This is a genomic window from Micromonospora sp. IBSANI012, assembly GCF_052814045.1.
Genome location: NZ_CP199933.1, coordinates 1,964,858 through 1,990,632, shown reverse-complemented (window position 1 = coordinate 1,990,632; position 25,775 = coordinate 1,964,858). Strand labels below are relative to the sequence as shown.

Here is a 25,775-nt window from a genome sequence, read left to right as displayed (position 1 = left end):
TGAGGCATCCTGACCCCGGTGCGATGTGATCAAGACGGTCTTCCCTCAGCTGTCGGGGCTTGTTATCGACCGGGTGATCGATCAAGGGGCGGTGGTGCGGGTGGTCGCCCGCACGCCGGTGGCCCCGGTGCCGTGCTCGGGATGTGGGCAGCTCAGCGACCGGGTGCATGCGTATCACCAGCGTCGGCTGGCTGACCTTCCCGTTGGTGGGCGCTGCGTGGTCGTGCAGCTGCGGGTCCGGCGCCTGGTCTGCCGGGCGGGGTCGTGCCCGCGGCGGACGTTTCGGGAACAGGTGCCCACGCTGACTCAGCGATGGGCGCGGCGGACCCGGCAGCTGACCGCTTTGGTCGCCGATCTGGCGGTGGCCGTCGCGGGCCGGGCCGGCGCGGCGGTGCTGTCCCGATTGGGTGTGCGGGTCTCCCGCAGCACCGTCCTTCGGGTGCTGATGACGGCGCCGGTTCCGGCCGGGCCGGTGCCGACGGTCCTCAGCGTCGACGACTTCGCGCTGCGTCGGGGCCGCCGGTATGCCACCTTGCTGATCGACGCAGTCACTCATCGCCGGATCGACGTGCTGCCTGATCGGAAGGCATCCACCCTGGCCGCGTGGCTGCGCGAACACCCGGAAGTCGAGGTGGTCTGCCGTGACGGGTCGGCCGCATATGCCGAGGCGATCCGTGACGGCGCGCCGCAGGCGGTGCAGGTCAGCGACCGGTGGCACCTGTGGCACAACCTGGCCAAGGCAGTCGAGAAGACCGTAACCGAGCACAGCCGCTGCTGGCACGACAGTCCAGTCCGCCCGAACCAGCCTCTGGACCAGCGCACTCGCGAGCGGCATGCGGCCGTGCATGCACTGCTCGGCCAGGGCGTCGGGCTGCTCGAATGCGCCGGCCGGCTCGGCTGGGCACTGAACACCGTGAAGCGGTATGCCCGCGCGGCCACCGCAGAGCAACTCCAGCGTCCACCGCGCTACCGCGAGACGCTGGTCGACCCGTTCCGGGACCATCTGCGGCGCCGACGCGCCGAAGACCCCCAGGTTCCGGCGACCCGGCTCTTGGTCGAGATCCGCGAACTCGGCTACACCGGCAGCACGAACCTGCTGGTGCGCTACCTCAACCAGGGCCGTGCCGACGCCGAACGAACCCCGCCGTCACCGCGTCGCCTGGTCTCCTGGCTCATGACCAAGCCAGAGCATCTCGCCGCCCATCACCGCGACCACCTGCGAGACCTCCTCGCGGCGTGCCCGCACCTGACGGTGCTGGCCCGGCGAGTCGGCGAGTTCGCCGGCCTGCTCGCCGGCCCTCGGGGCGAAACCCTGGACGCGTGGATGAGCGCCGTCGACGCCGATGACCTGCCCGCCCTGCACGGCTTCGTCCACGGCATGCGTATGGACCTGCCCGCCGTCGTCGCCGGCCTGACCCTGCCCTACAGCAACGGCCCGATCGAAGGCGCCAACACCAAGGTCAAGTTCCTCAAGCGGCAGATGTACGGCCGCGCCGGGTTCGCCCTACTCCGGCAGCGAATCCTGCTCGCGTAGATCGATCGCCCGACCACCGTTTCTGCGCCAGAGCCAAACGAACGGTGTAACTCGGGTTGCTGGCGATCGGCGTCTGCGCCTACCTCGCCGCGGTCTACCTCATCCACGACGCCCGCCGCGTCAACGCCGACGACCTCGTCGCACAGTTCCGCCGCCGCGCCCTGGCCACCGGCGTACTGGTCGGGGCGGCCGCCGTCGCCGGGCTCGCCGTGGTGGCCGCCGACGCACCCGACCTGTTCGCCGACCTACGAGGACGCGCGCTGCCGCTGGTGCTGCTCTCCCTCGCCGCCGGAATCGTGTCGCTGGTGCTGATCACCACCGGTCGCTACCGCCTCGTACGTGTCACCGCCGCACTCGCCGTCGCCGCCGTGCTGTGGGCGTGGGGGGCCGCCCAGTACCCGGTCCTTCTCTCCCCCGACCTGACCGTGGCCGAGGCAGCTGGCGACCCGACCGTTCTCACCACCGTGCTCGTCGTACTCGGCGTCGGCGCGCTGCTGCTCGCACCGTCCCTGCTCTGGCTGTTCAGTCTCTTCCAAACCTCCCGGCGGCACGCCGACACCTCACCACTGAAGCGTGGCACCTGAGCCGGCGTCGACGTTTAGCCCCGGCGGCGCCTGCGTCCTGCTCCGCCTTCAGGGCAGCGGCCTGGTTGCGAATGCCGGGCGGGCACCGCAGACCAGCGCCTCCGGATAGACGCCGCATCCGGCCACCGTGCGCGCCGCGGTGGCCGGATGCGGGTGGTCGTCAGGGTTTGAGGACGACCTTCTCGCAGTCGTCCTGCTTGTTCTTGAAGATTTCGAAGCCGCGTTCCGCCTCGTCGAGCGGCAGGGTGTGGGTGATGACCCGGGTCGGATCGATCTCCCCGCGCTCGATGCGCTTCAGCAGCGGCTTCATGTAGCGCTGCACGTGGCATTGCCCGGTACGCAGGGTCAGCGCCCGGTTCATCCACGCGCCGGCCGGGAACTTGTCGAGGAAGCCGCCGTACACGCCGATCACCGACACGATGCCACCGCCGCGGCACGACAGGATCGCCTGCCGCAGCGCGTGCGGGCGCTCGGTCTCCGAGCGGACCGCCTGCTTGACCCGGTCGTAGGCGTGGACGTGCGCACTGCCGTGGCTGGCCTCCATGCCGACCGCGTCGATGCACTTGTCCGGTCCCCGCCCACCGGTCAGTTCCAGCAGCCGGGACCGCACGTCTACCTCTTCGAAGTTCACCGGCGTGTGGCCCGCCCGTTCCGCCATCTGCAGCCGGTACGGCTCCTTGTCGATGGCGATGACCTTCGCGGCGCCGAGCACCCGGGCGCTGTCCATGGCGAACTGGCCGACCGGGCCGGCGCCCCACACCGCCACCACGTCCGTGGACTGGATGTCGCACATCTCAGCACCCATATAGCCGGTGGGCAGGATGTCGGAGAGGAACAGCACCTGCTCGTCGGTCAGATCGGACTCGATCTTCAGCGGACCGACGTCGGCGAACGGCACCCGCGCGTACTGCGCCTGACCGCCCGCGAAGCCGCCGGTCAGGTGCGAATAGCCGAAGATCCCGGCGACCGGGTGACCGAGGATCTTCTCCGCGATCCCGGCGTTGGGGTTGGAGTTCTCGCAGCAGGTGTACAGCTCGGCGGCGCAGGCGCTGCACGCGCCGCAGGCGATCGGGAACGGCACGACGACCCGGTCCCCGATGCGCAGCCGATCCGGATCGACGCCCGGGCCGACCTCGATCACCTCACCCATGAACTCGTGACCCACGACGTCGCCGTCCTGCATCGTGGGCACATACCCGTCGACCAGGTGCAGGTCCGAGCCGCAGATCGCAGTGGAGGTGATCCGTACGATGGCATCGCGCTTGTTCAGGATCTTCGGGTCCGGCACGTCACGGACCTTCACCTTGTTGCGGCCCGCCCAGGTGTTCGCCCTCACGCGTCCGCTCCCTTCGCGAGCTCGGAGTCCGACAGCGGTTGCGCCGGACGCTGCGGGAACTCCTTGCGGGCCCGCTTGCCCCACGGGGCGCCGTCGGACCGGACCACCTCCCCGGTCTCCAGCACCTGCTTGAGCCGGCGCAGGTCGTCGTCGAGCTGCTGGTGCGGTTCCTCGCCGAAGTACTTGGCCACCGCCTTGCCGACCGTGCCGCCCGGAATGTCGTACGCCAAGACGACGTGCACCTCGGTGCTCACACCGTCCGGGGCGGGCACGAACCGGACCGTACCGGCGTTCGGCACGTCGGCCTTGCCGGTCGACCGCCACGCGATCTTCTCGCCGGGCGCCTCGTCGACGATCTCCGCGTCCCACTCGACGTTCTTGCCGAACGGGGCGCTGGCGGACCAATGGCTCGTACGGTCACCGGTGGCCTGGACCTCCTCGAGATGCGCCATGAACGTCGGGAGGTTCTCGAGATCGCGCCAGAACGCGTAGACCTCCGGCGGGGGTTTGCGAATGGTTGTCGTGGCTGTCAGCTCCATGGATCCTCCTTTGCGTGAGCCTCGTACCGCCGGCATGGAGCCGATCTCCTTCGCCCGGGTGGCCTGCACGGCGGTCAGTAGGTCCACCACCGTGATCCCGACGACGGTGCCGGTGACAGCGACGAGCCGCCGCCGGCGCCGCCCGCCACGGTGGGCGATGGCCATTCCGAGCGAGGTCAGGTCCATCGCGTCGCCCACGACCCGGGTCCACGCCCAGACGCTCTTCCGCCGGCTCGTCAGGAGCCCGGCCGCGTGTACCAGCTCCCGCGCCCCGACGAGCGGCACCAGCGCCCGGGACGTCGGGGAGTCGTCCACGCCGCTGATCCGGCGCACCGTGTCCGGCGCCGCCAGCTGTGCCACGCCCAGACCGAGACTCATCCAGCCGAGCCCGCGCCCCCGCCGCTGCACCTCGTCCTGCCTGGCCTTCACTGCCTCTCGGGTTGCCAGTTGAGTCACGGTTGGCCTCCGTATCCGATCGCACCCAGCCGAGAGTCCCGGTCCACGGCGCCCCCGGGGCGCGGCGCATTGGGGCCGGGGTACCCCCCAGAAACCACCTGAACCCGCCAATCGACCGCTGCGTGGAGACTGCACCGCCGACCCGGGCCGGCCGGACGGCGTCCGGAGGGGCACTCATCGTCACGGCAACCGGCCGGCGAACGCCGGGACCGGCTCCCACCACGCGGACGGATGTCCCCAGGGAAAGGTGCCCGTCGGCGAGGTCCACGTAGTCACCGTCGGCTGCCTGCCCGGCGCGGCGGCGGCCCCAGTCCCCGCTGCTCAGCACGTCGTCACGGCCGCGGATCACCAGCACCGGTACGGCCAGCCGGGCGACCGGGTCGTCAATCACGTACCTGCGGTGCACCTACACCAGGTGCGCCAGCCGCCGGAGGCCGCCCGCCGCCATCCAGGTACTGCGACCGGAGCAGCCCGGGAGCCTCGCGGCGCCCGTCGCGGAGCCACCGCACGCCCAGCCGGGTTCAAACCCTGGTAAATGAGGAGTTTTGGGCGTCAGGCATAGGTCGAAGATCGATACCTGTGCGCTTGTGCGGTGTGGCAGCGTGACATGAAGAAGGGCCTTCGGTACGAGCAAAGGTGACCCAGCAGCTCGACGTTGTCGAAGTACGGCTGCGTGGGTAAGCATCGCAAGGATGAGGGCGGTACGACGGCCCCACCTGGCCGAGTGCGAGCATGCTCTCCGACGTCGCCAACGCCCTAGCCAACGGCATCGAGATCGGGTGCCGACACGCCGTAATCGCGGACGGTCGGCTCGACTGGCCCCTCAGCTGGCAACCCCCGCGGTGAATGCGGTTCTGGCACAGGAAGTGTTGGAGGTGCATGGCGCCGACCTCAATCGCCTCACGATGCTATGCGGCAGGCGCGGAGTTCCGGCGCCGGATGTAGTTGAGTTTGAGCGCCAGCAAGGTCTTGCCGATGCCGATGTTCGTGAGTTCTGGCGCCACGTCCGGCTGCGGCAGTTTCGCCTGCCTCGGAACGGACTCTCCGCAAGGTTCGCCACAAGGCTGAGGATCTTGTCAAGCGACACTTCCGGCGGGTGGTGGCGACGCTGAACGGCCTGTGCTGGCAGAAGGCCACTCCCTCGGGCGGTTCGGTGCCGACTCGGGGCATGCGCCCACTTACCCCCCGGGTGGGGCTACCCGTCCTTCTCGTCCCGCCAGCCGCCGGGTTCGGGATGGTAGCCGTAAGCGGCGGCCCGCACCGTTTCCTCGTTCTCCAGCCCGGAGCCGATCGCGCCGCCGACGGTGGCCAGCGAGCTGGTGATCCAGGCGAGCGTCAGGTAGTCGGTGGAATCGACCGGCCGTTGCAGGGTCTGTTCCAGTACGGATGTGTCGATCAGCAGCGCCGCGGCGAGCACCGTTCCGGCGAACAGCACCAGGTAGGACACCGCCGTGGCCAGAATGAGGGTGAGGATCGTACCCAGGTTGAACAGCCGAGCTAGTTCAGCCGGCGTCTCGCGGTCTGGTTTCTCCCATAGGTCGTGCGCGACGATCAGCCAGGCCACCAACGCGGTTAGCCCGAGTAGCATGATCACGGCGAGCCGGAGTCCTCCGAGCGCATCGCCCATCTGCCAGATGGTGTTCGTGGTGAGCGCGAACGCGGCCGTGCCGAACGCGCCGACCAGCAGCTTGGACAGGCCCAGCAGGGCGCGCCCCGCGCGGTTGGCCTTGACCATTCCGGTCAACAGCCGCACCCGGCTGGTCAGCCGCGAGGCGACGTAGCGCAGTTCCCCGGCGTCGGCCTCGCCGACCACCCGGTGGATGGCGGCAACCCGGCTTGGCATCTCGGCCGGTGCCCAGCCGGCCGGCGGCACCCGCTGGTCGGAAGCGTCGGTGAGTAGTCGGCTCACCAGATCCGGAACGGCCGCGCGGGCCGCGCGGGTCCTCGGTCAGTCACCACCTACCGGAACAACACCGGCTTCGCCTTCCGGCCGACACACGACTACTGACCGCATCGGTAGCTCCACCCGCCCTCTCGGATGGGCGATCGATCGACCGACCAGAGTCCGCGCCGATGCGAGCGGTAGAAGGCGGCGGTGATGCCTGAATCGCACGTCACGCAGGCATCACCAATCGACCAGCACCGTTTTAGGAATGGGCTAGCACCTCCTGCTGGACGGCGCCGTCAGCTGCCGAAACGTAGTTAGCCCCGCAGGAGCTTGCTTGACCACTCCGCGCAAAGTCCGGATCTTCAACCGTCGTGGACCGGTCCCTACGCACGTAGGTCGTCGGGCAGGCGAGCCGCCAACGCGGCTGTGCAACGATGATCGGCATGTCGACTCCACGAAAGGGCAATGCCGCGTAGGCGCCCCGCACAACTGCGTGCCGACTCCATCTACCGGCGACGGCTTGACGGGTCAACCTCTGTGATCCCCGGGCTCTCGCTCCGGGGCTTGAAAGCCATCGCCTACCTCGAACGCACCCGCCTCTGGAACCAGGCCGTGTCTGATGCACTGCGGACCTGGTCATGGTTCGTGCGCCACCCCTCGCATCGCTTGTGGGACCCCACTTCCGGCTGTGGGGTCATGGAGTGCTGTCCGAACCCGCCCGAGCTGCGCTGGATCCTGGACATCGCCGTTGCCGTCCTGCCGCCGAAGGACGCCCGAACCCTCCGCAAGCAGATCGCAGCCCTCGATGAGCTGTGGTGACACGCCGCAACGGCATCTCGTCAACTCGGGCGCCTCCGACCCGTCGTTCATGACCCCCGTCGGGGGGGAGCCTGGTCGGCGTTGTCGGCCAGTGTCAGCCGGTGTCGTTCCCTGTGGTCCTGCCTTTGGTGTCATGCCGGCTGTGACCATTGGAGTCGGTCGCGCAGCACAGCGTTCGCTGACTCTATGCTGACGCGGCACCTTCTGGTCGGTAGGTCACGGCGGCGCAGTCTCGTGCGGTGCCGTGCGACATCGGAAGGCACGGTTCGGACCCGTCGCGGCTCCTGCGGTCGCTCGCGTTGCTGTACTTCTGTGCTGTACGTCGATCACTCCGGCCGCCTGCGGCCTAAGATGTTGCCTTGCGCGTTCACGGGGGAGGCGACATGCCTGAAGACATCAATGCGGCAAGCCTGATCGCTCTGGCTGATCGCCTACGAGCCAAACCAGCGCAAAGCCATGAACGTCTCGAGCTGGTCACCAGCTGCGAAGGTTTGCCGTGGCTCGGCCGTGTCCCGGCTGCCACCGAATCGTGCATCAAGATTCTCGCCCAGACTGACCCGAGAACCCGCTCAATGCCTTGCGAGCTCGGTATCTCCACGATGGAGGTGCCCAGTGCCCTGACCACCTTCCGCCGTTGGTGGCCAAAGGCGGTCATCGCTATGGGAGATCCCGGGCAGCCCGATCCGCGGAAACCATCAAAGCCCGGCATCGTGCAGTGGCGTTTCGACGGTGTCAACGCGTCGCCGGCGTTGAACCCGCCGAGCACCGCTGGTTCTGCCGCTATCGCAGCTCACTTTGCCGGCCTGCCGTGGGCGCCACCGCCGATGATGTATGACGCGGCCGGTCCGCTTGCAGACATTGAGGCAGAGGACCTGCTGGCCAGCATGGTTCATCCGCCGCAGATGCCGGCAGGCCGATGGGATCGCCTGCCAGGCTTGTGGGAGCGCTACATCCAGGCGTGGTGCTGCCTGGGCCTGCTGCATCATCGACCGGAGCAACCGTGGCCGACATCGACCAGGCGACAAATGTTGATCGACCTGGCCTACGGTGTCGAGGACTGGATTACCGAAGCCGCGCTCTATGCGCTAATCACCGCAGCTTGGGTGGACCCAGCATGCCGCTCAGACGTCGCCGGGTTGGTCGAGACCAGATACCTGATGATGCGTAAAGCGGCCGAGACCAGACCACTCACAATTGGCGTTTCCGTGGCGCAGTTGGTTTACATAACCCCAGGCATGCCAAACGAAACCCTTAACCATGCAGTGGATCTGACCGCTGCATCCCAGGAGTGGCCAGGCAACGGAAGCGCCTCGCTTGGCGGACCACCCGCGCCACCGCCGCGGCAAAGGTCGCTGTTGGACAGGCTTCGTCGCCGTTGACAGACCCAGGGCCAACCGAGCCCGAGCCCACCGGTACCGCTGGCTCACGAGGTGGGATCCGGCCGGCAGCGGAGCGCCAAGTCTTGAAAGCTGGTTCGGAGCTATGTTCACCGCAGCTCCCGACCTACGAGTGGGCCGCTAGGGACTCGAACCCTGAACCTATGGATTGCCCGGTTGCGTGCGCAGGTTACAAGCCCTGGCCGGCTGGGCTCAGGCTCCAGCGGTTGGATGGGCTGTTCGCCGAACGGCGCGCCCTGCTGACGTCACTGCTCGCCGACGCCCCGACACAGCTCACCCTGTCACCGCAGAGCACCGACGTCGGGCAGGCCACCGAGTGGCTGCACACCTGGACCGCCGCCGGCATCGAAGGACTGATGATCAAACGGCTCGACAGCCGCTACGAGCCCGGCAAGCGCGGCTGGCAGAAGTACCGCGCCTACCACACCACCGAGGCCAATTTTGTTGTCTTCACACACATGATCATCAGGGCGGCTGCACCCACCTCACCCGCCCCATTCGCGGCGTCCACCCTGGTCAGACAGCTAATGGCGACTGCCGTACTACGTCGGCCAGCACCAGGGCCGGGTTCGCCGGCGATCAGCGCTTCGACTCCTCCCCATGGCCATCAGACCATGATCAGACTGCGTGCAACCGGGGCAGTCTCAGTCGCCTTGCATTCGGCCTGTGCAGCCGACTTCTGGCCCCGTCACGTGAAACTTTGGTGAGCGTCAGCACGGGACGGGCCGTGTTCGGGATGATCAGCGCAGGGGAACCTTCGTCGCGCGAGCCGTCCGAGGTGCTGCCATGCCCGACACAGTGAGTCATCCACGATATCCCGTGCGCGCCTGGTACCGGCCGATGGTCGCCCGCCCCACCGACGAGCCGTACCGGACGGTGACTCCGCTGGAACTGCTCTTCGATCTGTGCTTCGTGGCCGCGGTGCGGCAGGCCGCCGACCGACTGCACCACAACCTGGGCGAGGCCGACATCGGTCACGGGATTGGCCTCTACCCGGCGGTGTTCTTCGCGATCTGGTGGGCGTGGATGAACTTCACCACGTTCGCCTCCGCGTACGACCCCGAGGACGACGTCTACCGCCTCACCACCCTCGTCCAGATCGCGGGGGCGCTGGTGATCGCCGGTGGCGTACCCCACGCGTTCGACCGCGGCGACTTCTCCGTCATCACCTACGGGTACGTGATCATGCGGCTGGCGATGGTCGCGCAATGGTTGCGCGTCGCCCGCAGCGACCCGGAGCGGCGGGCCACCGCACTGCGCTACGCCGTGGGCGTCATCGTGCTGCAGGCGGCCTGGATCGCCCGGCTGGCACTGCCCGGAGGGTGGCACTGGCTGTTGCCCAGCTTCCTGGCGATCGTCCTCGCCGAGCTGCTCTTACCCTTCTGGGCGAGACGCCCCGCTCCGATCATCTGGCACCCACGCCACATAACCGAGCGGTACGGCCTATTCACCATCATCGTCCTCGGCGAGTCGGTACTCGCGGCCAGCCTCGCCGTCCAGACCGCCTTTGACCGGGGGGCCAAGGCAAGCACTCTTCTGTCGATCGCCGGTGCCGGCATCGTGATCGTCTTCGCGATGTGGTGGCTGTACTTCGATCGCCCAGTTCAGCACCTGGCGGCCTCGCCGCGCGTGGCGCTCCTGTGGGGATACGGTCAGTACCTGATCTTCGCATCGGCGGCTGCGCTCGGCGCGGGCCTCGCCGTCGACGTCGACTACCAAACCGGCACCGCGCACCTCGGCCGCGTCGCCGCAGGGTACGCGGTAGCCGCTCCGGTCGCCGTCTACCTGCTCGCAGTCTGGACGCTGCACGTCCGCCCGTATGAGCAGCTGAAGATGACCGTGCCGTACTGGGCCACGGCGGCGCTCGTGCTGCTCACACCGCTCACGCCGGCGCCGGCACGCCTGACCGCTCTGCTCCTCGCCACCCTCGTCGCCACCACCGTCGTCGCTACCCGACGCAGGCAGGGTGCCGCCCGGACCCCGACGGATCACTAGCCTCGCCCGCGAGGGCCTCGACCCGCGTGCCGCGGAAGCGCACTCCGTGCGGTGCCAGGCGCCGGAGATCCGGAGGTAGGTATGGGCGCACGGCCAGACGAAGATCAGCTCGGCCCCCTTCTTCAGCGCCTTGCGGACCTTCTTCGGGGCCTTGCGGCTCTTCGGCACCTCGTACCAGATGGGGTTCTCGACGCCCGCGCCGGCCAGCTCCGCCCGCAGCTCGTCGAGGCCGCCGCCGAGGGTCTTCCGGCGGTGGGCGACGACGGCGACCGTGCCCACCCGGACGGCGGCCACCCGCTCGGCGCCTACCGCGGTGCCGGCGGCTATGAGTGCCACCCGGAAGGGGTGTTCTTGGCAGGAAATACTCCGTGTCCTTTCGGTGTGCATAGGGTCAGGCGGTAACCCGTCCTCTGTACGTCATGACGTGGGCGAGGAGCGCAGCGGGATGACGGTCGAGACCACGGCGGTCGCCGCCTGATGCGCGCGGCGTTGATCATGCTGGCCACGCTGGTGGTGGCCGTGCTGCTGGACATCGGCACGCGCAGGCTCGTCCGTCGCGCCGACCACGGTCGCTACCGGTGGGTCCTGGGACCACTGCGGAACGCCTGCCGCCGTCCGACGGCCGCCGTGCTGCTCCTCACCGGGCTGTACCTCGCCCTGCCGCCGAGGCCGACCGGATTGCTTGGCGACGTCCGACACGTCATCGGGCTGTTGCTCATCGGCGTCGTCGCCTGGCTGGTGATCACGGCGTTGCACGTCGCCGAGGGCGTCACCTTCAGCCGGCTGCCGGCGGATGTGGTCGCGGACCGCCGGATCCGGCGGGCCCGAACCCAGATCCGCCCCGTCCGACGCTTCACCGCGGTAGTGATCACGATCGTGGCCATCGGCCTGATCATGACCACCTTCCCGCCCATCCGCGCGTTCGGGATCTCCGTCCTGGGCTCGGCCGGCGTCGTCGGCGCGCTCATCGGCCTGTCCGCCCGGACCGCGCTGGGCAACGCGTTCGCCGGTCTTCAGGTCGCCTTCTCGGACGGTCTGCACGTCGGCGACGTGGTGGTCATCGAGGGCGAGTGGGGCCGGGTCGAAGAGGTCAAGCTGACCAACGTGGTCGTCCGGCTGTGGGACGACCGGATGCTCATCCTGCCGACGATGTACTTCACCGAGCGCCCGTTCCAGAACTGGTCCCGGCACGAGGCGCGGGTGGTCGGCAAGGTCCAGATCCACGTGGACCACACCGCCGACCTCGAGGACCTGCGCACGGAGACGCAACGGCTCGTCGAGTCCTCACCGCTGTGGGACCGGAGCCAGTGGGTACTGCAGATGGTCGACGCCACCGCATCGAGCGTCGTGATCGAGGTGCAGGCCGCAGCCGCCGACGGGCCCAGCGCCTGGGACCTCCGCTGCGACCTCCGCGAGGGCCTGATCCGCTACATCCGCGACAACCACCCGCAGTGGCTCCCCCGCACCCGCAGCGAGTACAAACCCTGACCTCCCCGCAAACCCATAAAAGCCGCCTTGACGGGCGAAAGGTGCGTAGCGTTCAGGTGGGCCTGTGCCGAGGACCCACCCCACCGACAGGAAGGTATGAGATGTCGCTCGACGCGTTCCGCATCCCCGGCGGCTCCTTGGATGACCTGATCAGTCGGTTCTTCGGCGGAGACCCGTTCGCGGGACGTCCGGTGGAGCGCGTGGACCTGGCCCGGCTGCTCTCCACCGAATCGCGGCAACTGCTGCAACGGGCAGCCGAGCAGGCTGCGGCGTGGGGCAGCCCGTACCTCAACGTCGAGCACCTGCTGTGGGCCGCCGCCCAGTCCGACCCCACCCGCCGGATCCTCGATGCGAGCGGCGCCGACCCCGACGACCTGGCCCGCCAAATAGAGGCGGCCCTCCCCAGGGGCAGGCCACGCGAGGACACGCCTCCGCTCGCGCCAGCGGCGAAGCGCGCCCTGCTCGACGCGCACCGCGAGTCGCGACGGTCCGGCGCGACGTACATCGGCCCCGAACACATCCTGCTCGGCATCGCCGCAAACCCGGAGACGACCGCGGGCCGGGCGTTGCGCGCGCTCGGCGGGGCCGTCACCGGGCCCGCGCGGCCGGCGGGCGGCGCCGACGGGCGCGGGGTCAGCACCACCCCCACCCTGGACCAGTACGGGCGCGACCTCACCGAGGACGCCCGGGCCGGGCGGCTCGACCCGGTCGTGGGGCGTGACGACGAGATCGAAGACACGATCGAGGTGCTCTCCCGGCGTACAAAGAACAATCCGGTGCTCACCGGCGAGCCGGGCGTCGGCAAGACGGCGATCGTCGAGGGCATCGCGCAGCGCATCGTCAACGACGACGTGCCCGAAACCCTGGCCAACCGGCGTGTGGTCGCACTCGACCTGTCCGGGATGGTGGCGGGCGCCAAGTACCGCGGTGAATTCGAAGAGCGACTGAAGAACGTGATCCAGGAGGTGACGGCCGCCGAGGACGGGCTGATCCTCTTCATCGACGAACTGCACACCGTTGTCGGCGCGGGCGGCGGCGGCGAGGGGGCGATGGATGCCAGCAACATGCTCAAGCCCGCCCTGGCCCGCGGCGAACTGCACGTGGTCGGCGCGACGACGCTGAACGAGTACCGTCGCTACATCGAGAAGGACCCGGCGCTGGAGCGCCGGTTCCAGCCGATCCTGGTGTCGGAGCCGAGCGTGGAGGACACCGTCGCGATCCTCACGGGCGTACGCGACCGGTACGAGGCGCACCATCAGGTGCGCTACACGGACGAAGCCCTGGACGCCGCGGCCGAGTTGTCCCACCGCTACATCACCGACCGGTTCCTGCCGGACAAGGCGATCGACCTGCTCGACCAGGCGGGGGCGCGGGTCCGGCTGCGTTCCCGTACCCCGGCTCCGGACAAGAAGGAGATCGAGAAGCGGCTGTCCCAGTTGCGCCGGGAGAAGGACAGCGCGGTGGCGAACGAGGACTACCAGCGCGCGGGTGCGCTGAAAGCCGAGATCAGTGCGGCCGAGCGGGACCTGGCGGCGGCTCAGGAGGGCACGCCCCCGGTGCCCGAGGTGCACATGAGCGACATCGCCGAGGTGGTCAGCCGCCGTACCGGTGTTCCCGTCACCCAGCTCACGGAGGTGGAGAAGCAGCGGCTGAGGCGCATCGAGGAGCAACTGCACGAGCGCGTGGTCGGCCAGCACGAGGCCGTACGGGCCGTGGCGGCCGCCGTACGCCGATCGCGTTCCGGGCTGAGTGACCCCCAGCGACCCGATGGGTCGTTCCTCTTCCTCGGACCCACCGGCGTCGGCAAGACCGAACTGGCCCGGGCCCTCGCCGCGGCGCTCTTCGGCGACGAGTCCACCATGATCCGCTTCGACATGAGCGAATTCCAGGAGCGGCACACGGTCAGCCGGCTGGTCGGGGCGCCCCCGGGCTACGTCGGGTACGAGGAGGCCGGCCAGCTCACCGAGGCGGTCCGGCGCCGGCCATACTCGGTGCTGCTCTTCGACGAGGTGGAGAAGGCACACGCGGATGTGTTCAACACGCTGCTGCAGGTGCTCGACGACGGTCGCCTCACCGACTCGCAGGGTCGCACGGTCGACTTCAGCAACACCATCCTGATCATGACGAGCAACATCGGCGCGGACCGCATTCTGGCCGCCCAGACGGCAGGGCGTCCAGTCAGCGACCTGCGCGAGGAACTGATGGGGCTGCTGGGGCAGCGGTTCCGGCCGGAGTTCCTCAACCGGATCGACGAGATCATAATCTTCACCGGCCTGGACCGGGAGCAACTCCTCGAGATCACCGGCCTGCTGCTGGACCGCACCCGCCGCCGGTTGCACGCACAGGACATCAACCTTGAGGTCAGCCCGGACGCCGTGCAGTGGCTGGCCAACCGGGGCTACCAGCCCGAGTACGGGGCGCGGCCACTGCGGCGCAGCATCCAGCGCGAGCTGGAAGACCGGCTGTCGACCCTGCTGCTTGAGGACGGGGCGAATCCGGGCGACACCATCGAGGTCAACGTCGTCGGCGGCGAACTCGACCTCTCGGTCCGGCCCGCCGCCGTGCCGGCCGGCACGTGACGCCCGCCCCTGCCGGGGCTGACGACACGCAGGAGATCTGCGGGGCGGCGTCCAGAAGGCCTGGCCGACCCGAGCAAGAACTACCGCTACTCCACCAACCTGCAGGTCGCCATCGACGCCAGCACCCGCCTGGTCATCGCCGTCGGCGACCCGCAGCCCGGCAACCGCAACGACACCATCGTCTACCGCACCAGCGGCATCAACCAGAAACTGGACGGGCGACCGGTCATGGCCGACGGCGGCTACCGCGGCAACCCTGACGTGATCATCCCGTACCGCAAGCCCGCGGACGGCAGCGAGCCACCCAACTGGAAAGCCGACCTGAACAAGCAGCACCGCAGCGTCCGGGCACAGGTCGAGAACGCCCTGGCCAGGATGAAGTGCTGGAAGATCTTGCGCGACTACCGCCGCGCCGCCCGCACATTGACCGACGCCGCTTCCGGCATCGCCCACCTCCACAACATCGCCCTCGCCGGCTGACCGTCGTCGGTGACCAGCACCGCGTCGGGATGGCCGAACTGCTCGACCAGCCACGCGCGGACGTCGTCACGGACGGCGTCGGCTTCCCACACCGCCGTACGCAGCAGCCGCTGCGTGGCCTGCGGATCGTCGTGACCCGCTCGTTCCGCCAGGGACCAGCAGGTCTTGCGTTCCACGCCCGACAGCAGCCCTTCCACGAACTCCGCGGCGATCCGGCGCGGCTCCGCCCGCACGAACCGGCACGCGACACGCGTCACCGCCTCGTCCAGAATGACCCGCCACCGGGCGGGATCTACGCTGTGGCCCACGGCCACCAGACGATCTTCGGTCGTCCTCACAAACCATCAATGATCAACGCGGTGGCCGTCCTCATGCCCACGCCACGCCCAACGCCGAAGCCAAGTGACGTTGGAGTACTAGACGCCCTTTCTCCGACCGCCTGGAATCCTGAGCCGATGGGTCAGGTCAAAATGCAAACGCCGGGCCGGATCCTCTCCGTCCGGCGCCTGTCGATCTCGCTGGCCGCCGGCGCCGTCGTCGCCGTGGCCGTCGCGGTGCTCGGGTTCCCCGAACTGGTTCCGCTGGTCGGTTGGAACGTGGCCGCCAGCATCGTGCTGGTCTGGGTCTGGCGGATCAGTTGGCATCAGGGCCCAGAGGGCACCGAGCGACTCGCCGAGGAGGAGAGCCGGTCACGCTCCACCGACGGCGCGGTGCTGATCGCCGCGGTGGCCAGCCTCGGCGCCGTGGCCTGGGCCCTCGTTCACTCGTCAGGCAACCAGGACGCGCTCGCGGTCACCCTGGTCATCGTGAGTGTGCTCACGGCGATCCTGTCCTGGGGATTGATGAACACCGTATTCGCCTTCAAGTACGCGCGCATGTTCTACCTTGAGGATGGCGGGATCGACTTCAAGCAGAGCGAGCTACCGGCCTACAGCGACTTCGCCTACATGGCGTTCACCGTCGGCATGTCTTTTGCCGTGTCGGAGAGCGAACCGGCCAGTACGCGGACCCGGAAGACCGCCCTCGGCCATGCGCTGCTGTCCTACCTGTTCGGCACGGTCATCCTCGCCGCGGCCGTGAACCTGGTGACCGGCCTGGGCGAGTCCTGATCAACCAGGCTTCACACGCAAGACCCGGCGGCACGGTCGGTCCACGGAGGCGCGACCGTTGGTGATTTGCGCCCCGTCGCCGCCGCTCGGTGTGAAGCTGATGCGGTACCACGAAGTGAGGAGCCGCGAAGGATAGGGACCAGGACCGCAGCGGACGGGATCTCTCGCCCGCAGCGTTGATCATGCTGACCATGGTCGGCGCGGCCGTGTTGGTGGACCTGTTGACCGGCGTGCTGGTCCGCCGGTTCGCCCGTGGCCGCTACCAGTGGCTGCTGACGCCACTGCGCTAGGCCCACGGCAGCAGCTGATCGCCCCCTCGCACCGCAACTACCAGCAGCAACGAGCGAGCCCCGCCAACCGTCCTGGTCGGCGGGCTCCTCGGTTATTCCCGGCTACCATCCCGGCCGTCCAGGGTACCCACCGCTCGCCAGCGGCTGCCGCGGCCGTTCCGGCCGCTTCTGGCGTGTTGGGGCAGCCAAACCGTCAGGAAACGGGCGTGATCAGCGGCAGATGGGGATACCGGCGCGACCGCCAACGCGTCGCTGTGACGGCCACCCGGTGTGGGTGGCGCACCGGTTCAGGCGGATGGAGGGTCGGCCATGATTTGCCTCTGAGAGTGCGTTGACCCATCCGGCTCATGGAGCGTGGCGCCTGGTCGGCGGCATTAGCGGACGTCGCCAGAACCTCACCCCGAGCATGCTGCGCGGGTCCGCACCCATTCGGCGAATCTCACGGCGTTGTCATGCTGGGCAGGAATGACGTTAGCCGTGGCGTAGCTCAGGAGTTCTTCGAGCCGTGGGCTGGGGCCATTCTCGGCGAGCATGAGGGCCTCTGCCCGAGCAAAGAAGACCCCGAAGTTCTTGGCTTTCATGCGTCCGAGGTCTCCGGAGCGGATCTGGTCGAGTAGTGCTTCTCGGTCCATCAGCCGCTTCAGGGTTGGCCAGCCGTGGATAGCCAGTTGCTCGGTCATGTCGGTTGCCGCCGCCGATGGATCTCCCCTTTCGCCGCTGACCTCCCACCAGCCGTCCGTGCCAGGAGGCGTGCCGGTGGGGTGCAGTCGGTGGCGGTACAAGCCCAGCGATTCGTTGAACGCTTTGGGGAGTGACCCGAGAGATTGCTGCTGCCAAGCGAGCCATGGCGCGGGCGCAACAGCGAGATTGATGATGCACCGGAGCGACTCCGAGGTGCTGTATGCGGAGGACTGCACGTTGACCACAGCCCAGTCACCTAGAGCGTTGGTCATTCGCCAGGTGGGCGCAGTCCCCTTGAACCCCTCGGCCCTTGCTGCAGGCGCGACCACGTCACGTAGCGCCGCCCTGAGCGCTGCCTGCGCCGTCATGGACACACCTTCTCAGACCGCATCGCGACGCGGACGTGCTGCCCTACGATTCGCTGCCGGAACCGCCAGGCGTCGCGTTGCACAACGTACTCGCCCTGGACGGGATGCCACTGGCCTGGACCGCCCCACACGAGCAGGCGATCATCTGGTTCGCGTGATGCGATCAAGCCGGTCGCAAGAGGAGTTTGCCAACCGACGGATCCGAGCCAGGGCACGCCGGTGTACGCCCGCCCAGGACCATACGGAATGCCAGGCCAACCAAGGGCGGGAGCGCCGTGCTCCCAATCTGCTCCCAATCTAAGGGGCAACAGCGGAGAAGCCCGTTACCGGGGATTCCGGCGACGGGCTTCCTACCTGCCTATATTCATGGTGGGCGATACTGGGATCGAACCAGTGACCTCTTCGGTGTGAACTCTCGGCGAGCCGGTTGGATCAGGCGTCGTCAGAGGTCATCCGGCCTGGCAGGGCTCGTTCCGGTCCAGTGTGGCTGGCACGGTTGCTGTACTTCGCTGCTGTACTGCTGGCGCCGTCCCGTCGGCCTCTCGGGTCCAGCCGAGGAACCTTCGATGCAGTGTGCCGGCCGGCACCCACGTCAAGTCTTCGGCGGCTTGGACGAGGTAGGCGCCGAGGTAGAGGGCGAGGGAGACGGGGGCGTCGGCGAACTCAGCGCGCAACTCCCGCCGACGGGTGGGGCAGGGCCAGGGAGCGTTGCAGCCGCCGCAGCTCCAGATCGGCATGACCGGGCCGTGGTTGGTCACCGGAAACCATCCAGGAAGCGCGTCGTGATCGTCCGGGCCTGCCAGCTGGGCGCCCAGCCCACCTGCCAGCACGGGTACGGAGCGAGCCTCGACCACCAAGCCCGGCAACCGGCGCACGTGCCGTCAGCCTCTCGGACATGAACCGCGAGGATTGCCTGTTCCTGACAGTCGCTCACCGCTCCCCCTCCCCCGGCCAGAGGCCACGATTGATCGGAATCCGGTGCTGGGCGCGGCAGGGAAGCTCGGCTCCGCACCGGCAGACCCGCCGCCATCGCCGCCAACACCAGACCGGCCGATGCCGCCTCGCGAGGGTCATTGCGACAGCGAGCAGGTACTCCTCGTACGAGACACGCCGCACCGGATCTCCCCTCGGCATCATCGACGGCACGACAGCCGGGCCTTAGCTGGTCATCCGGCCGCCGTACCTGCGAAGCCACTGCACATACGTAGGTCTGTAGATACAATAACCTGTAGAGCCGTTGGACACGTAGCGTCACATTCGTGATCGACCCCAGCGCGGATCGGGCAGTGTTCCGGCAGCTCGCCGACCTACTGCGTGACCGGATCACGTCCGGCGACCTCGCGCCCGGCGCGTCACTGCCGAGCGAGCTGCGGCTGGCTCAGGAGTATGGGCTGAGCCGGACAAGCGTCCGGCAGGCCATCTCGCTACTCCGGTCCGAAGGGCTCGTGATCGTAGAACCCCCGCGCGGTACGTTCGTCCGCAGCATGGAGCCGACCGAGACGGTGACCCTACTCAAGGGAGACACCGCCTCGGCCCGGATGCCCACCCCTGCCGAGCGTCGCGAGCTGGACATCGGCGAAGGCGTCCCGGTCCTGGTCGTCTTCCGCGCCGACGGCTCCCGCGAGCTGTACCCCGCCGACCGCATCCGCGTCGGTCGCTGATCTACGCATTACGAGTCGGTCGCGGTCTGCTGGTCGGCGTGGTCCTGGTCCTCGTCCGCTTGCGCCTGCGGTCCGTCGCTGTCCGCCGTTGGTCGCCGGCTTGGCTGCTCCGTTGGCTGCTCGCCAGCGACGGGCGAGGTCGGGTTGAGTAGATCGACGCGTGTACTCTTTCTCTGTCATGCACTGTGCCGCCGGCAAAGGCTCTCGGGCGGCCCGCCGCGCCGCCGCTCACGCTCGGAACCCTCCACATGCCGTTTTTCGAGACCGCCATCGGCAAGACGCTCTCCGTGACAAGTCGCTTACTTCCGCAACTCAGCGCCCGCGCCGAGGCGCGGCTGATCACGGACCACCGCCCGATTTCAGGCTCGCCCAACTTCCACGACGGTGGCCGATTCTGGCTCTGGGTCGTCGTCGCGCCGAGTCACTCCCCACGGCAGCTTGAACCTGTGGATTTCACTGACCACGCATATGCCCTGGCAGGTCTCATCTTTGGCGATCAGCAGTTCGAGGTCGGATATTCCGGTAGCTCTGAATGCCGGTACGAGGTTCGGGATCCCGGCCCAGATGCGCTCACCGAGGCCATCCACATCCTGCGGATCTATCCGGATGGCCGGGTCGCCCTTCAGTGGGGACTTCGAACCTCGCCGCTGGCGAACATGCTCAACGTCGAGCTGTCCCTCGACGAAATCGTGTCCGTGCTCTGCCACATGCACCAAGTGGCCCACGACCCACGGTACGCAGCGATCCACGCCCGCAGACGTACCGAACGGATGCGCCGTCTCGACTGGCGGGTTGGCCTGACACCGTCGATCTCTAGGATCAACCACGGGAGCATCTACTGGCGCAGCCTCGCCTCCTCCACCGGGCTTCCCTCAATCTTGCCGACCGAGCAGAACCCTTCGTGTCCCGTCCACGGCTTTGCCCCCGACAGGATGAAAAGCCTCAAGCACAACGTGAGCGCCGTCGACACGTTCTCGCCGGCACTCGCGCATCTCCTCGTTGACGCTGGATACACGGGGGGCGTCCGTGAGTGTGTCAGGGGGGCCTTGACTGCGCCACGCTCCATCTCTAGGTACCAGCTCGTCTCCGCTGCGCCCGTTCAGGGAACCGGGGATGGATCAGCGGTGCCGGCGATCGGCGACCCGACCAACGGGGATGGCGCGGTTGCCGGCAGCCGTCCGACCGGGGATCCCGTTCTCAACCGGACAACCTCGACCTGAGACCCCGAAGATCGGGATCTCCACCCATCCCGACTGGCCGATGGGCGCAACCGGTGGGCTGCTCGCCATGCTCCGCGCCATCGAGCTGCCCTCCGAACCCGCTGGATTCCGCATCCGGCGTACAGGTCGACTCGTCGGTCGCCCACCAGGTCAGCCGCCCTCACGTGGCGGCTGAACTGCCGTTTCTTCGGGTGCTGTTCGTTGTCCTCGGTCATCTTTGGTCGGCGCTTGACGGCCCAGCGACGGCCCACGACGGCCCGGAGACGGCCCACGTCGACCTCTCGCTCGTTGGTTCTGAGCGCCCTTAAGCGGCTTGCACCGCGAGGTGTTACGCCTCATCCGCCACCGGTTCGTAACACCTCAAGTGCAGCCCGTGCAGAGCCCATCGACCCCGGGACGAATGACGTATAGCATCAGGTCTATGGCCAAGCGGCGGGCGAAGCGGCGGGCGAAGGAGCTGACAGAGGCCGAACGGGCGGAGGAGATCCGGCGGACGTGGGAGACGGTCGAGCAGGTCGAGCAGGAGGCCGAGCGGCCGGCTCCGTCTAAGCGGGCGCTGCCGAATTATATCCGCGGCGTTGTCTCCGGCGGCCTACCCACCCTTGGACGTCGCCGACGGTGACCCCTGACCGCAGCTAGCCGTCAAAGGGGGCCTCTGACGGAAACCGTTCCTCTTGGGGCGGTTTCTGCTGGTGGTGTGTGGTGGGCGCGGCAGGTTTCGAACCTGCGACCCCTCGCTTGTAAGTTCTGGGCAGCCTTCCGACTGCGTCCGCCCCCGGCCGGCCCGTCGCCCTCCGGCCCGGCAGGAGCACGTGATCGTGCGCCGTCGTCCGTCATCGTTGCTACAGGCGCTGCTACACCCCGCATCCGTCGGACCAGCGGATTAAGAGAAACACCCAACCTGGTCCGCGCCTCGGCCAGACGTGATCGTGGGGAGGCGGCATCGCCGGCCGTGGCGCGTCTCCGTTGCTGTCGGCGTTGCTGTCAGGCGAGCCACCGCCAGATGCCCTGGCAAACCACCGGCGCCGGCCGGTTAACGTGGCCACACCGCAGCACCACGCCCCACCTGGAACACCGTGCACCGCCACCGCTGACCCGCCGGCTACTGGCGGGGGCCTGCCAGACGCTGAGGAGGATGGCGCGCTGCAGCAGAGCGTCCAGCACGACGTCATGCGGCAAGGTTTGCCGTGGGTAGGGCCGGAGTCGGTACCGATACGACACCGAGTGTCGGATGTTGGTCAGAAAGCCGGACGGCGACAACCGCAGACTTGCCGGAGACTAACGCGAGCGGCATTTTGGGGACTTGCGGAGGCTGGCATGCGCCGTCGACGTGCTGAACGGGACGACTGGGTCGTCAAGGGCCCCAAGAAGAGTCCGAAGCCTGGGCCAGCGTATGCCGTGCCCGATGACGCTAGCGACGAAGACGCGCTCGGATTTGGCCGATTTGCCAAGCTGCTTGCCACCAATATCGCCGGAATCGCGTACCGAAGCACTCCTTGGACCGTCGGCATATACGGTGCATGGGGCAGCGGAAAAACCACTTTTCTGAACTTGGTGGAAAAGGAGTTAGTTGCCCTTCAACTGACGTCAGTCGTCCGGTTCAATGCCTGGAAGTACGGCCGCGAGGAAGACCTCTGGTCGGCCCTCATCCAGGTAATCCTCAATGACCTGCGGATCGAGGGCTGGGGCCGTCGAGCCTGGGTCCGGCTACGAATCTGGCGCCGCTCGCTACATGTCCAGGCTGGCATGTGGGAAGTAGCGCGCAAGGTCTGGGGCATGGCGTTTCGGGTCGCGTTGGTGGCCATCTTTGTTCTGATGTTCGCAAGCGTCGCCGTTGCCGACGTTGCTAAGCCGATCGACACGGCGCTAAACGAAGGCCTTCGACAGTACCCGGCCTTGGCAAGCACACTGACGTCTCCCGCGCTCAAGTTGATCGTCGGCGCCGCAGCCCTCATGGCCGCCAACCCGATGGTTCTAATGAGGATTTTCGACGTCAAACTGGGGGTCGACTTTGCGAAATTTAACCGCCCCCGCACATACCGGGAGAAAATCGCTTTTATTGAAGAGTTCAACAAGGACTTTCGCGACATTATCGAGGTCGCATGCCCTGACAAGCCGCTGGTGATCATCATTGACGATCTCGACCGCTGCTTGCCGGAGCAAACCCTGCAGATTCTCGAGACTGTCAAACTGTTCCTTGATGTCCGCGGTTGCGTGTTTCTACTGGCTGCCGACCGCGACATCATCGAGCACGCAATAGCGGTCAAGTACAAGGACTTGACCGAGAAAACCACGCTGCGCAACCTGGGTGAGACGTATTTCGAAAAGATTGTGCAGCTGCCATTCTCCCTGCCACCGCCCGACGAGCAGAGAGTGGCCGATTATGTGCGCGGCCTCACGACGGATCCCGACGTCGGTGCCTGTCAGGTGATCCTGCGCGGAGCCAAGCCTTACAACCCGCGGCGGATCAAGCGCAATGTGCAGATGTTCGTGTTACTCAAGGAACTCGCTGCGAGCGAATTCAAGGGCGGTCACCTGGTTCCCGGCGTGCTTGCCAAGCTTGTGGTTATCCAGGCACAGTTCCGCGAGCTCTACCGTGAAGCGATCAACGACCCCCAGGTGCTCACCCAATTAGAACGACACTATCGAAGGCCGAGCGCGCCACCGGAGGCACCGGAGGGACGGGTCGCTGCCCAGGTGGATCCGCTATCGGAGGCGCGCGCCGAGAACTACGCCGAAAGATATCCGGACCTGCCGAACCTGCTATGCCTGAGCGCGGCCGAGGACGATTCGTTTGAGAACGTCACCGTGTCGGTGTACCTGTCGCTGGTAGACGTGGTGGCCGACACGGACCTGGCAGACGATCGGCCGGTCGCGGTGGGTGACCCGGTAGCTACGACCGCGAGCCTTTCCGGTAACGCGAGGTTCGTGGTGAGCTGCGTGCGTCGTGACTTTCGATGGGCGGAATGGTTGTCGGGTGTACTCGAAGAGGCAGGCTACATCGTATCCACCTCGGTTCATGGGGACGAGGACGCAACCCAATTGTCAGCGCGGCTGGCGTCGGCGGATTATTTGGTCGCCGTTGTGTCTGGGGCCTCGGTGGGCTCCGGTGCTGTGCAACGAGAATGGGCTCAGCTACTCCGGTCGCGCACCAAATTGATCGGAGTCCGCGTGGATGAAACCGTGCTCCCGGACTTCTTGGCCGCCGAGTCGATTTTCCGCGCGGACTCAGGCGCCGCCGAGACGCGGGCGGCACTTCTGAGCGCGATACGTCCGGAGGACCGGATAGCAACCGGCGCTACGGCAACGTCTGGCGACAGCCCGCCCAGTACGCAGAGCGGCGGGGTCATAGGTGTGGCGGGGTCTTCCGTGACGGCTGGTCAATCCGTGACCATACACGCGACGGGAATGGCGTTTCCAGGACACGGCTCAAGCATCAACAACTTGCCCGTATTCGTGGCTGACGTTGCCCCTAGATACGACGTGCTTGAGCGTATCAGTGAGGCCCTGCAGCGTGACAAGCACACCGCCCGACCAACCATCTGCGTGTTGAGCGGAATTTGGGGCGTAGGTAAGACGGTAGCCGCACAACAATACGCAGCCCGGCATGCCGCAGAGTACGACGTGGTGTGGTGGGTCCAAGCCCAGGACGTAGACTCGATCGAGGCGGGTCTCGCCGAACTTGCGACCGTATTCGGGCTCAGCAGTCAAGGTTCTGCGGCTGCTGCTGCCCGGGCCGGCCTCAGCGCGCTCGCCCAGCGGGACCGATGGTTGCTGATCTACGACGATGCCGCGCAGCCCAATGACCTCTATCGACTGATGCCGCCTGCCACTGGACACGTGCTAATCACCACGCGAAACAATGCCTGGACACAGTTCGGCACGGCCATCCCTCTCGAACTCCTCTCGCCGGCGCAGGCGACCTCGTTCCTTGCCCAGCGGACCGGATCAAACGACATGTTAGGTCTGAGCAAACTGGCCGCCGAACTCGGATATCTGCCGCTCGCCCTCTCGATGGCCGCCAACTACATCGTGGATGCGCAGGTTACCCCTGCGCATTACCTGGAGCTGTATCGGCGTCGCCCTGCCGACCTACTTAGCCGCGGTTTCGACGCGGAGTCTGTGGCGTCAGTGTTCTACCTATCGAGGGAGAGTGTCCGTCAACGCAATCCAGCTGCGCTAAGGGTGCTGCAGATATTGGCGTTCTTGGCCCCCAATGGCGTTCCCCGGCAACTGCTGGCCGAGGCGACTCGACAGTGCCAGAGTGATGGGCTCGAAGACGAGTTCGCCCTCGACGACGCGCTCGCGACCTTACGGCAGTATTCGTTCGTCTCGCTGGCCGCCGATGGCGTCAATGTTCACCCCCTCGTGCAGCAACTGACTCGGCTGGAACTGTCTCCTACCGAGTCCAGGGACTTGCTGGAGGCTGTGCTCGGCGCCGTCGTGGCCACTGCGCCGGCGAGTCCCGAGGATCCGCAAGGCTGGCTCGTATGGCAACTGTTGGTGCCGCACGTTGCGGCCGTCCTAAAGCACGCGCATCAATCGGAATTGGCATCTGATGCGGTCAGCGCGATAGCGCAAGGGTTTGCCCGGTACCTTCTCGCGGTCGGTCGGTATAACGACGCGGTCGAGGTCGCCGAGAGGCACATGCAAAGCCTGCAGGATGATCCTGGTTCGGAGGACCTCATCCAGGCGATCACGCTCCTGGCCACCGCTCAAGGGCACGTCGGCAGTTACGAGCGGGCCCGCCAACTTGGTGAGGACGGCTTGGTCCGCTCCCGCAAGGTCCTCGGCGACGACCACCCCGACACTCTGGCCTCGGCCACCTCCCTCGCCACCACGCTCACCGCGTTGGGCGAACACCAACAGGCCCGCCAGCTGAGCGAGGACACCCTCACCCGCTCCCGCCGCGTCCTCGGCGACGACCACCCCGACACTCTGGCCTCGGCCACCTCCCTCGCCACCACGCTCACCGCGTTGGGCGAACACCAACAGGCCCGCCAGCTGAGCGAGGACACCCTCACCCGCTCCCGCCGCGTCCTCGGCGACGACCACCCCGACACTCTGGCCTCGGCCACCTCCCTCGCCACCACGCTCACCGCGTTGGGCGAACACCAACAGGCCCGCCAGCTGAGCGAGGACACCCTCACCCGCTCCCGCCGCGTCCTCGGCGACGACCACCCCGACACTCTGGCCTCGGCCACCTCCCTCGCCACCACGCTCACCGCGTTGGGCGAACACCAACAGGCCCGCCAGCTGAGCGAGGACATCGAGGCCCTCCGCCGTAAGGGCTGACGGCCGTCGTTGTCCGTTGTCATGACGCTTTGCAACCGCAGACAGACCGAACACCC

General features: G+C 67.5%; 18 protein-coding genes and 4 pseudogenes. 15 read left to right on the top strand and 7 right to left on the bottom strand.

Going from position 1 to position 25,775, the window contains the following annotated elements; translation table 11 throughout:
- Window positions 1-25 precede the first annotated feature (25 nt).
- Window positions 26-1,534, top strand: a complete 1,509-nt coding sequence (locus tag ACTWM8_RS09375) for an ISL3 family transposase (RefSeq protein WP_446213445.1) — start codon at window positions 26-28, stop codon at window positions 1,532-1,534.
- 56 nt (window positions 1,535-1,590) lie between these two features.
- The gene (locus ACTWM8_RS09370) at window positions 1,591-2,118 is read left to right on the top strand and encodes a cytochrome d ubiquinol oxidase subunit II (protein ID WP_446213444.1); all 528 of its coding nucleotides are present in this window, start codon (window positions 1,591-1,593) and stop codon (window positions 2,116-2,118) included.
- A gap of 160 nt (window positions 2,119-2,278) precedes the next feature.
- Here ACTWM8_RS09370 and ACTWM8_RS09365 read toward each other — a convergent pair whose 3' ends face one another.
- From ACTWM8_RS09365 to ACTWM8_RS09355, 3 genes are all read right to left on the bottom strand, one after another.
- Complete coding sequence (locus ACTWM8_RS09365) at window positions 2,279-3,454, bottom strand: zinc-dependent alcohol dehydrogenase (protein ID WP_446213443.1); 1,176 nt, start codon at window positions 3,452-3,454, stop codon at window positions 2,279-2,281.
- Window positions 3,451-4,422, bottom strand: a complete 972-nt coding sequence (locus ACTWM8_RS09360) for an SRPBCC family protein (RefSeq protein ID WP_446213442.1) — start codon at window positions 4,420-4,422, stop codon at window positions 3,451-3,453. The genes ACTWM8_RS09365 and ACTWM8_RS09360 overlap by 4 nt, the downstream gene beginning before the upstream one ends.
- A gap of 1,222 nt (window positions 4,423-5,644) precedes the next feature.
- Complete coding sequence (locus ACTWM8_RS09355) at window positions 5,645-6,262, bottom strand: hypothetical protein (RefSeq protein WP_446213441.1); 618 nt, start codon at window positions 6,260-6,262, stop codon at window positions 5,645-5,647.
- Between the two features lie 639 nt (window positions 6,263-6,901).
- Here ACTWM8_RS09355 and ACTWM8_RS09350 point away from each other — a divergent pair.
- The 7 genes and pseudogenes from ACTWM8_RS09350 to ACTWM8_RS09320 form a co-directional block, all read left to right on the top strand.
- A complete protein-coding gene (locus ACTWM8_RS09350) occupies window positions 6,902-7,156 on the top strand; it encodes a hypothetical protein (protein WP_446213440.1) in 255 nt (84 codons plus the stop codon).
- Window positions 7,157-7,539: 383 nt separating this feature from the next.
- The gene (locus tag ACTWM8_RS09345; protein WP_446213439.1) at window positions 7,540-8,535 is read left to right on the top strand and encodes a hypothetical protein; all 996 of its coding nucleotides are present in this window, start codon (window positions 7,540-7,542) and stop codon (window positions 8,533-8,535) included.
- Window positions 8,536-8,759: 224 nt separating this feature from the next.
- The gene (locus ACTWM8_RS09340; RefSeq protein WP_446213438.1) at window positions 8,760-9,260 is read left to right on the top strand and encodes an ATP-dependent DNA ligase; all 501 of its coding nucleotides are present in this window, start codon (window positions 8,760-8,762) and stop codon (window positions 9,258-9,260) included.
- Window positions 9,261-9,393: 133 nt separating this feature from the next.
- A complete protein-coding gene (locus tag ACTWM8_RS09335; RefSeq protein WP_446213437.1) occupies window positions 9,394-10,548 on the top strand; it encodes a low temperature requirement protein A in 1,155 nt (384 codons plus the stop codon).
- A gap of 477 nt (window positions 10,549-11,025) precedes the next feature.
- Window positions 11,026-12,036: a mechanosensitive ion channel family protein gene (locus tag ACTWM8_RS09330; protein ID WP_446213436.1), complete on the top strand. Its 1,011-nt coding sequence runs from the start codon at window positions 11,026-11,028 to the stop codon at window positions 12,034-12,036.
- Between the two features lie 101 nt (window positions 12,037-12,137).
- Window positions 12,138-14,615 carry an ATP-dependent Clp protease ATP-binding subunit gene (locus ACTWM8_RS09325; protein ID WP_446213435.1) on the top strand — a complete coding sequence of 826 codons (2,478 nt, stop codon included), beginning with the start codon at window positions 12,138-12,140 and terminating at the stop codon, window positions 14,613-14,615.
- 48 nt (window positions 14,616-14,663) lie between these two features.
- Window positions 14,664-15,095 (top strand): annotated as a pseudogene (locus tag ACTWM8_RS09320) (transposase family protein); the annotation flags it as partial.
- Between the two features lie 2 nt (window positions 15,096-15,097).
- Here the strand turns inward: ACTWM8_RS09320 and ACTWM8_RS09315 are convergent.
- Window positions 15,098-15,409, bottom strand: a pseudogene (locus ACTWM8_RS09315) (transposase); the annotation flags it as partial.
- A 33-nt stretch (window positions 15,410-15,442) separates the two neighbouring features.
- On the opposite strand from ACTWM8_RS09315, the gene ACTWM8_RS09310 reads away from it, so the two are divergent.
- Window positions 15,443-16,204, top strand: a complete 762-nt coding sequence (locus ACTWM8_RS09310) for a DUF1345 domain-containing protein (RefSeq protein ID WP_446213434.1) — start codon at window positions 15,443-15,445, stop codon at window positions 16,202-16,204.
- A 685-nt stretch (window positions 16,205-16,889) separates the two neighbouring features.
- Here ACTWM8_RS09310 and ACTWM8_RS09305 read toward each other — a convergent pair.
- Entirely contained in the window at window positions 16,890-17,543 is a 654-nt protein-coding gene (locus tag ACTWM8_RS09305; RefSeq protein WP_446213433.1) for a DUF4304 domain-containing protein, read from the bottom strand.
- A 35-nt stretch (window positions 17,544-17,578) separates the two neighbouring features.
- Between ACTWM8_RS09305 and ACTWM8_RS09300 the strand changes: the two are divergent.
- Window positions 17,579-17,701: pseudogene (locus tag ACTWM8_RS09300) on the top strand (DUF2332 domain-containing protein); the annotation flags it as partial.
- 291 nt (window positions 17,702-17,992) lie between these two features.
- Here ACTWM8_RS09300 and ACTWM8_RS09295 read toward each other — a convergent pair.
- Both ACTWM8_RS09295 and ACTWM8_RS09290 read right to left on the bottom strand, forming a co-directional pair.
- Window positions 17,993-18,301: a hypothetical protein gene (locus ACTWM8_RS09295; RefSeq protein ID WP_446213432.1), complete on the bottom strand. Its 309-nt coding sequence runs from the start codon at window positions 18,299-18,301 to the stop codon at window positions 17,993-17,995.
- Window positions 18,298-18,657, bottom strand: a pseudogene (locus ACTWM8_RS09290) (hypothetical protein); the annotation flags it as partial. The pseudogene ACTWM8_RS09290 and the gene ACTWM8_RS09295, both read right to left, overlap by 4 nt.
- Before the next feature lie 145 nt (window positions 18,658-18,802).
- On the opposite strand from ACTWM8_RS09290, the gene ACTWM8_RS09285 reads away from it, so the two are divergent.
- The 4 genes from ACTWM8_RS09285 to fxsT all read left to right on the top strand — a co-directional run bounded on the left by ACTWM8_RS09285 (window position 18,803) and on the right by fxsT (window position 25,719).
- The gene (locus ACTWM8_RS09285) at window positions 18,803-19,204 is read left to right on the top strand and encodes a GntR family transcriptional regulator (RefSeq protein WP_446213431.1); all 402 of its coding nucleotides are present in this window, start codon (window positions 18,803-18,805) and stop codon (window positions 19,202-19,204) included.
- 248 nt (window positions 19,205-19,452) lie between these two features.
- Window positions 19,453-20,424, top strand: a complete 972-nt coding sequence (locus ACTWM8_RS09280) for a hypothetical protein (RefSeq protein WP_446213430.1) — start codon at window positions 19,453-19,455, stop codon at window positions 20,422-20,424.
- Window positions 20,425-20,845: 421 nt separating this feature from the next.
- Complete coding sequence (locus ACTWM8_RS09275) at window positions 20,846-21,046, top strand: hypothetical protein (RefSeq protein ID WP_446213429.1); 201 nt, start codon at window positions 20,846-20,848, stop codon at window positions 21,044-21,046.
- Between the two features lie 695 nt (window positions 21,047-21,741).
- Complete coding sequence (gene fxsT / locus ACTWM8_RS09270) at window positions 21,742-25,719, top strand: FxSxx-COOH system tetratricopeptide repeat protein (protein ID WP_446213428.1); 3,978 nt, start codon at window positions 21,742-21,744, stop codon at window positions 25,717-25,719.
- Window positions 25,720-25,775: the final 56 nt, after the last annotated feature.

Bases quoted from the DNA above. Each gene is read 5' to 3' on its own strand.
- ACTWM8_RS09325 (WP_446213435.1), top strand. From the start codon at position 12,138: ATGTCGCTCGACGCGTTCCGCATCCCCGGCGGCTCCTTGGATGACCTG.
- fxsT (WP_446213428.1), top strand. From the start codon at position 21,742: ATGCGCCGTCGACGTGCTGAACGGGACGACTGGGTCGTCAAGGGCCCC.
- ACTWM8_RS09310 (WP_446213434.1), top strand. From the start codon at position 15,443: ATGATCAACGCGGTGGCCGTCCTCATGCCCACGCCACGCCCAACGCCG.
- ACTWM8_RS09345 (WP_446213439.1), top strand. From the start codon at position 7,540: ATGCCTGAAGACATCAATGCGGCAAGCCTGATCGCTCTGGCTGATCGC.
- ACTWM8_RS09305 (WP_446213433.1), bottom strand. From the start codon at position 17,543: ATGACGGCGCAGGCAGCGCTCAGGGCGGCGCTACGTGACGTGGTCGCG.
- ACTWM8_RS09280 (WP_446213430.1), top strand. From the start codon at position 19,453: ATGCCGTTTTTCGAGACCGCCATCGGCAAGACGCTCTCCGTGACAAGT.
- ACTWM8_RS09275 (WP_446213429.1), top strand. From the start codon at position 20,846: ATGGCCAAGCGGCGGGCGAAGCGGCGGGCGAAGGAGCTGACAGAGGCC.
- ACTWM8_RS09330 (WP_446213436.1), top strand. From the start codon at position 11,026: ATGCGCGCGGCGTTGATCATGCTGGCCACGCTGGTGGTGGCCGTGCTG.
- ACTWM8_RS09335 (WP_446213437.1), top strand. From the start codon at position 9,394: ATGGTCGCCCGCCCCACCGACGAGCCGTACCGGACGGTGACTCCGCTG.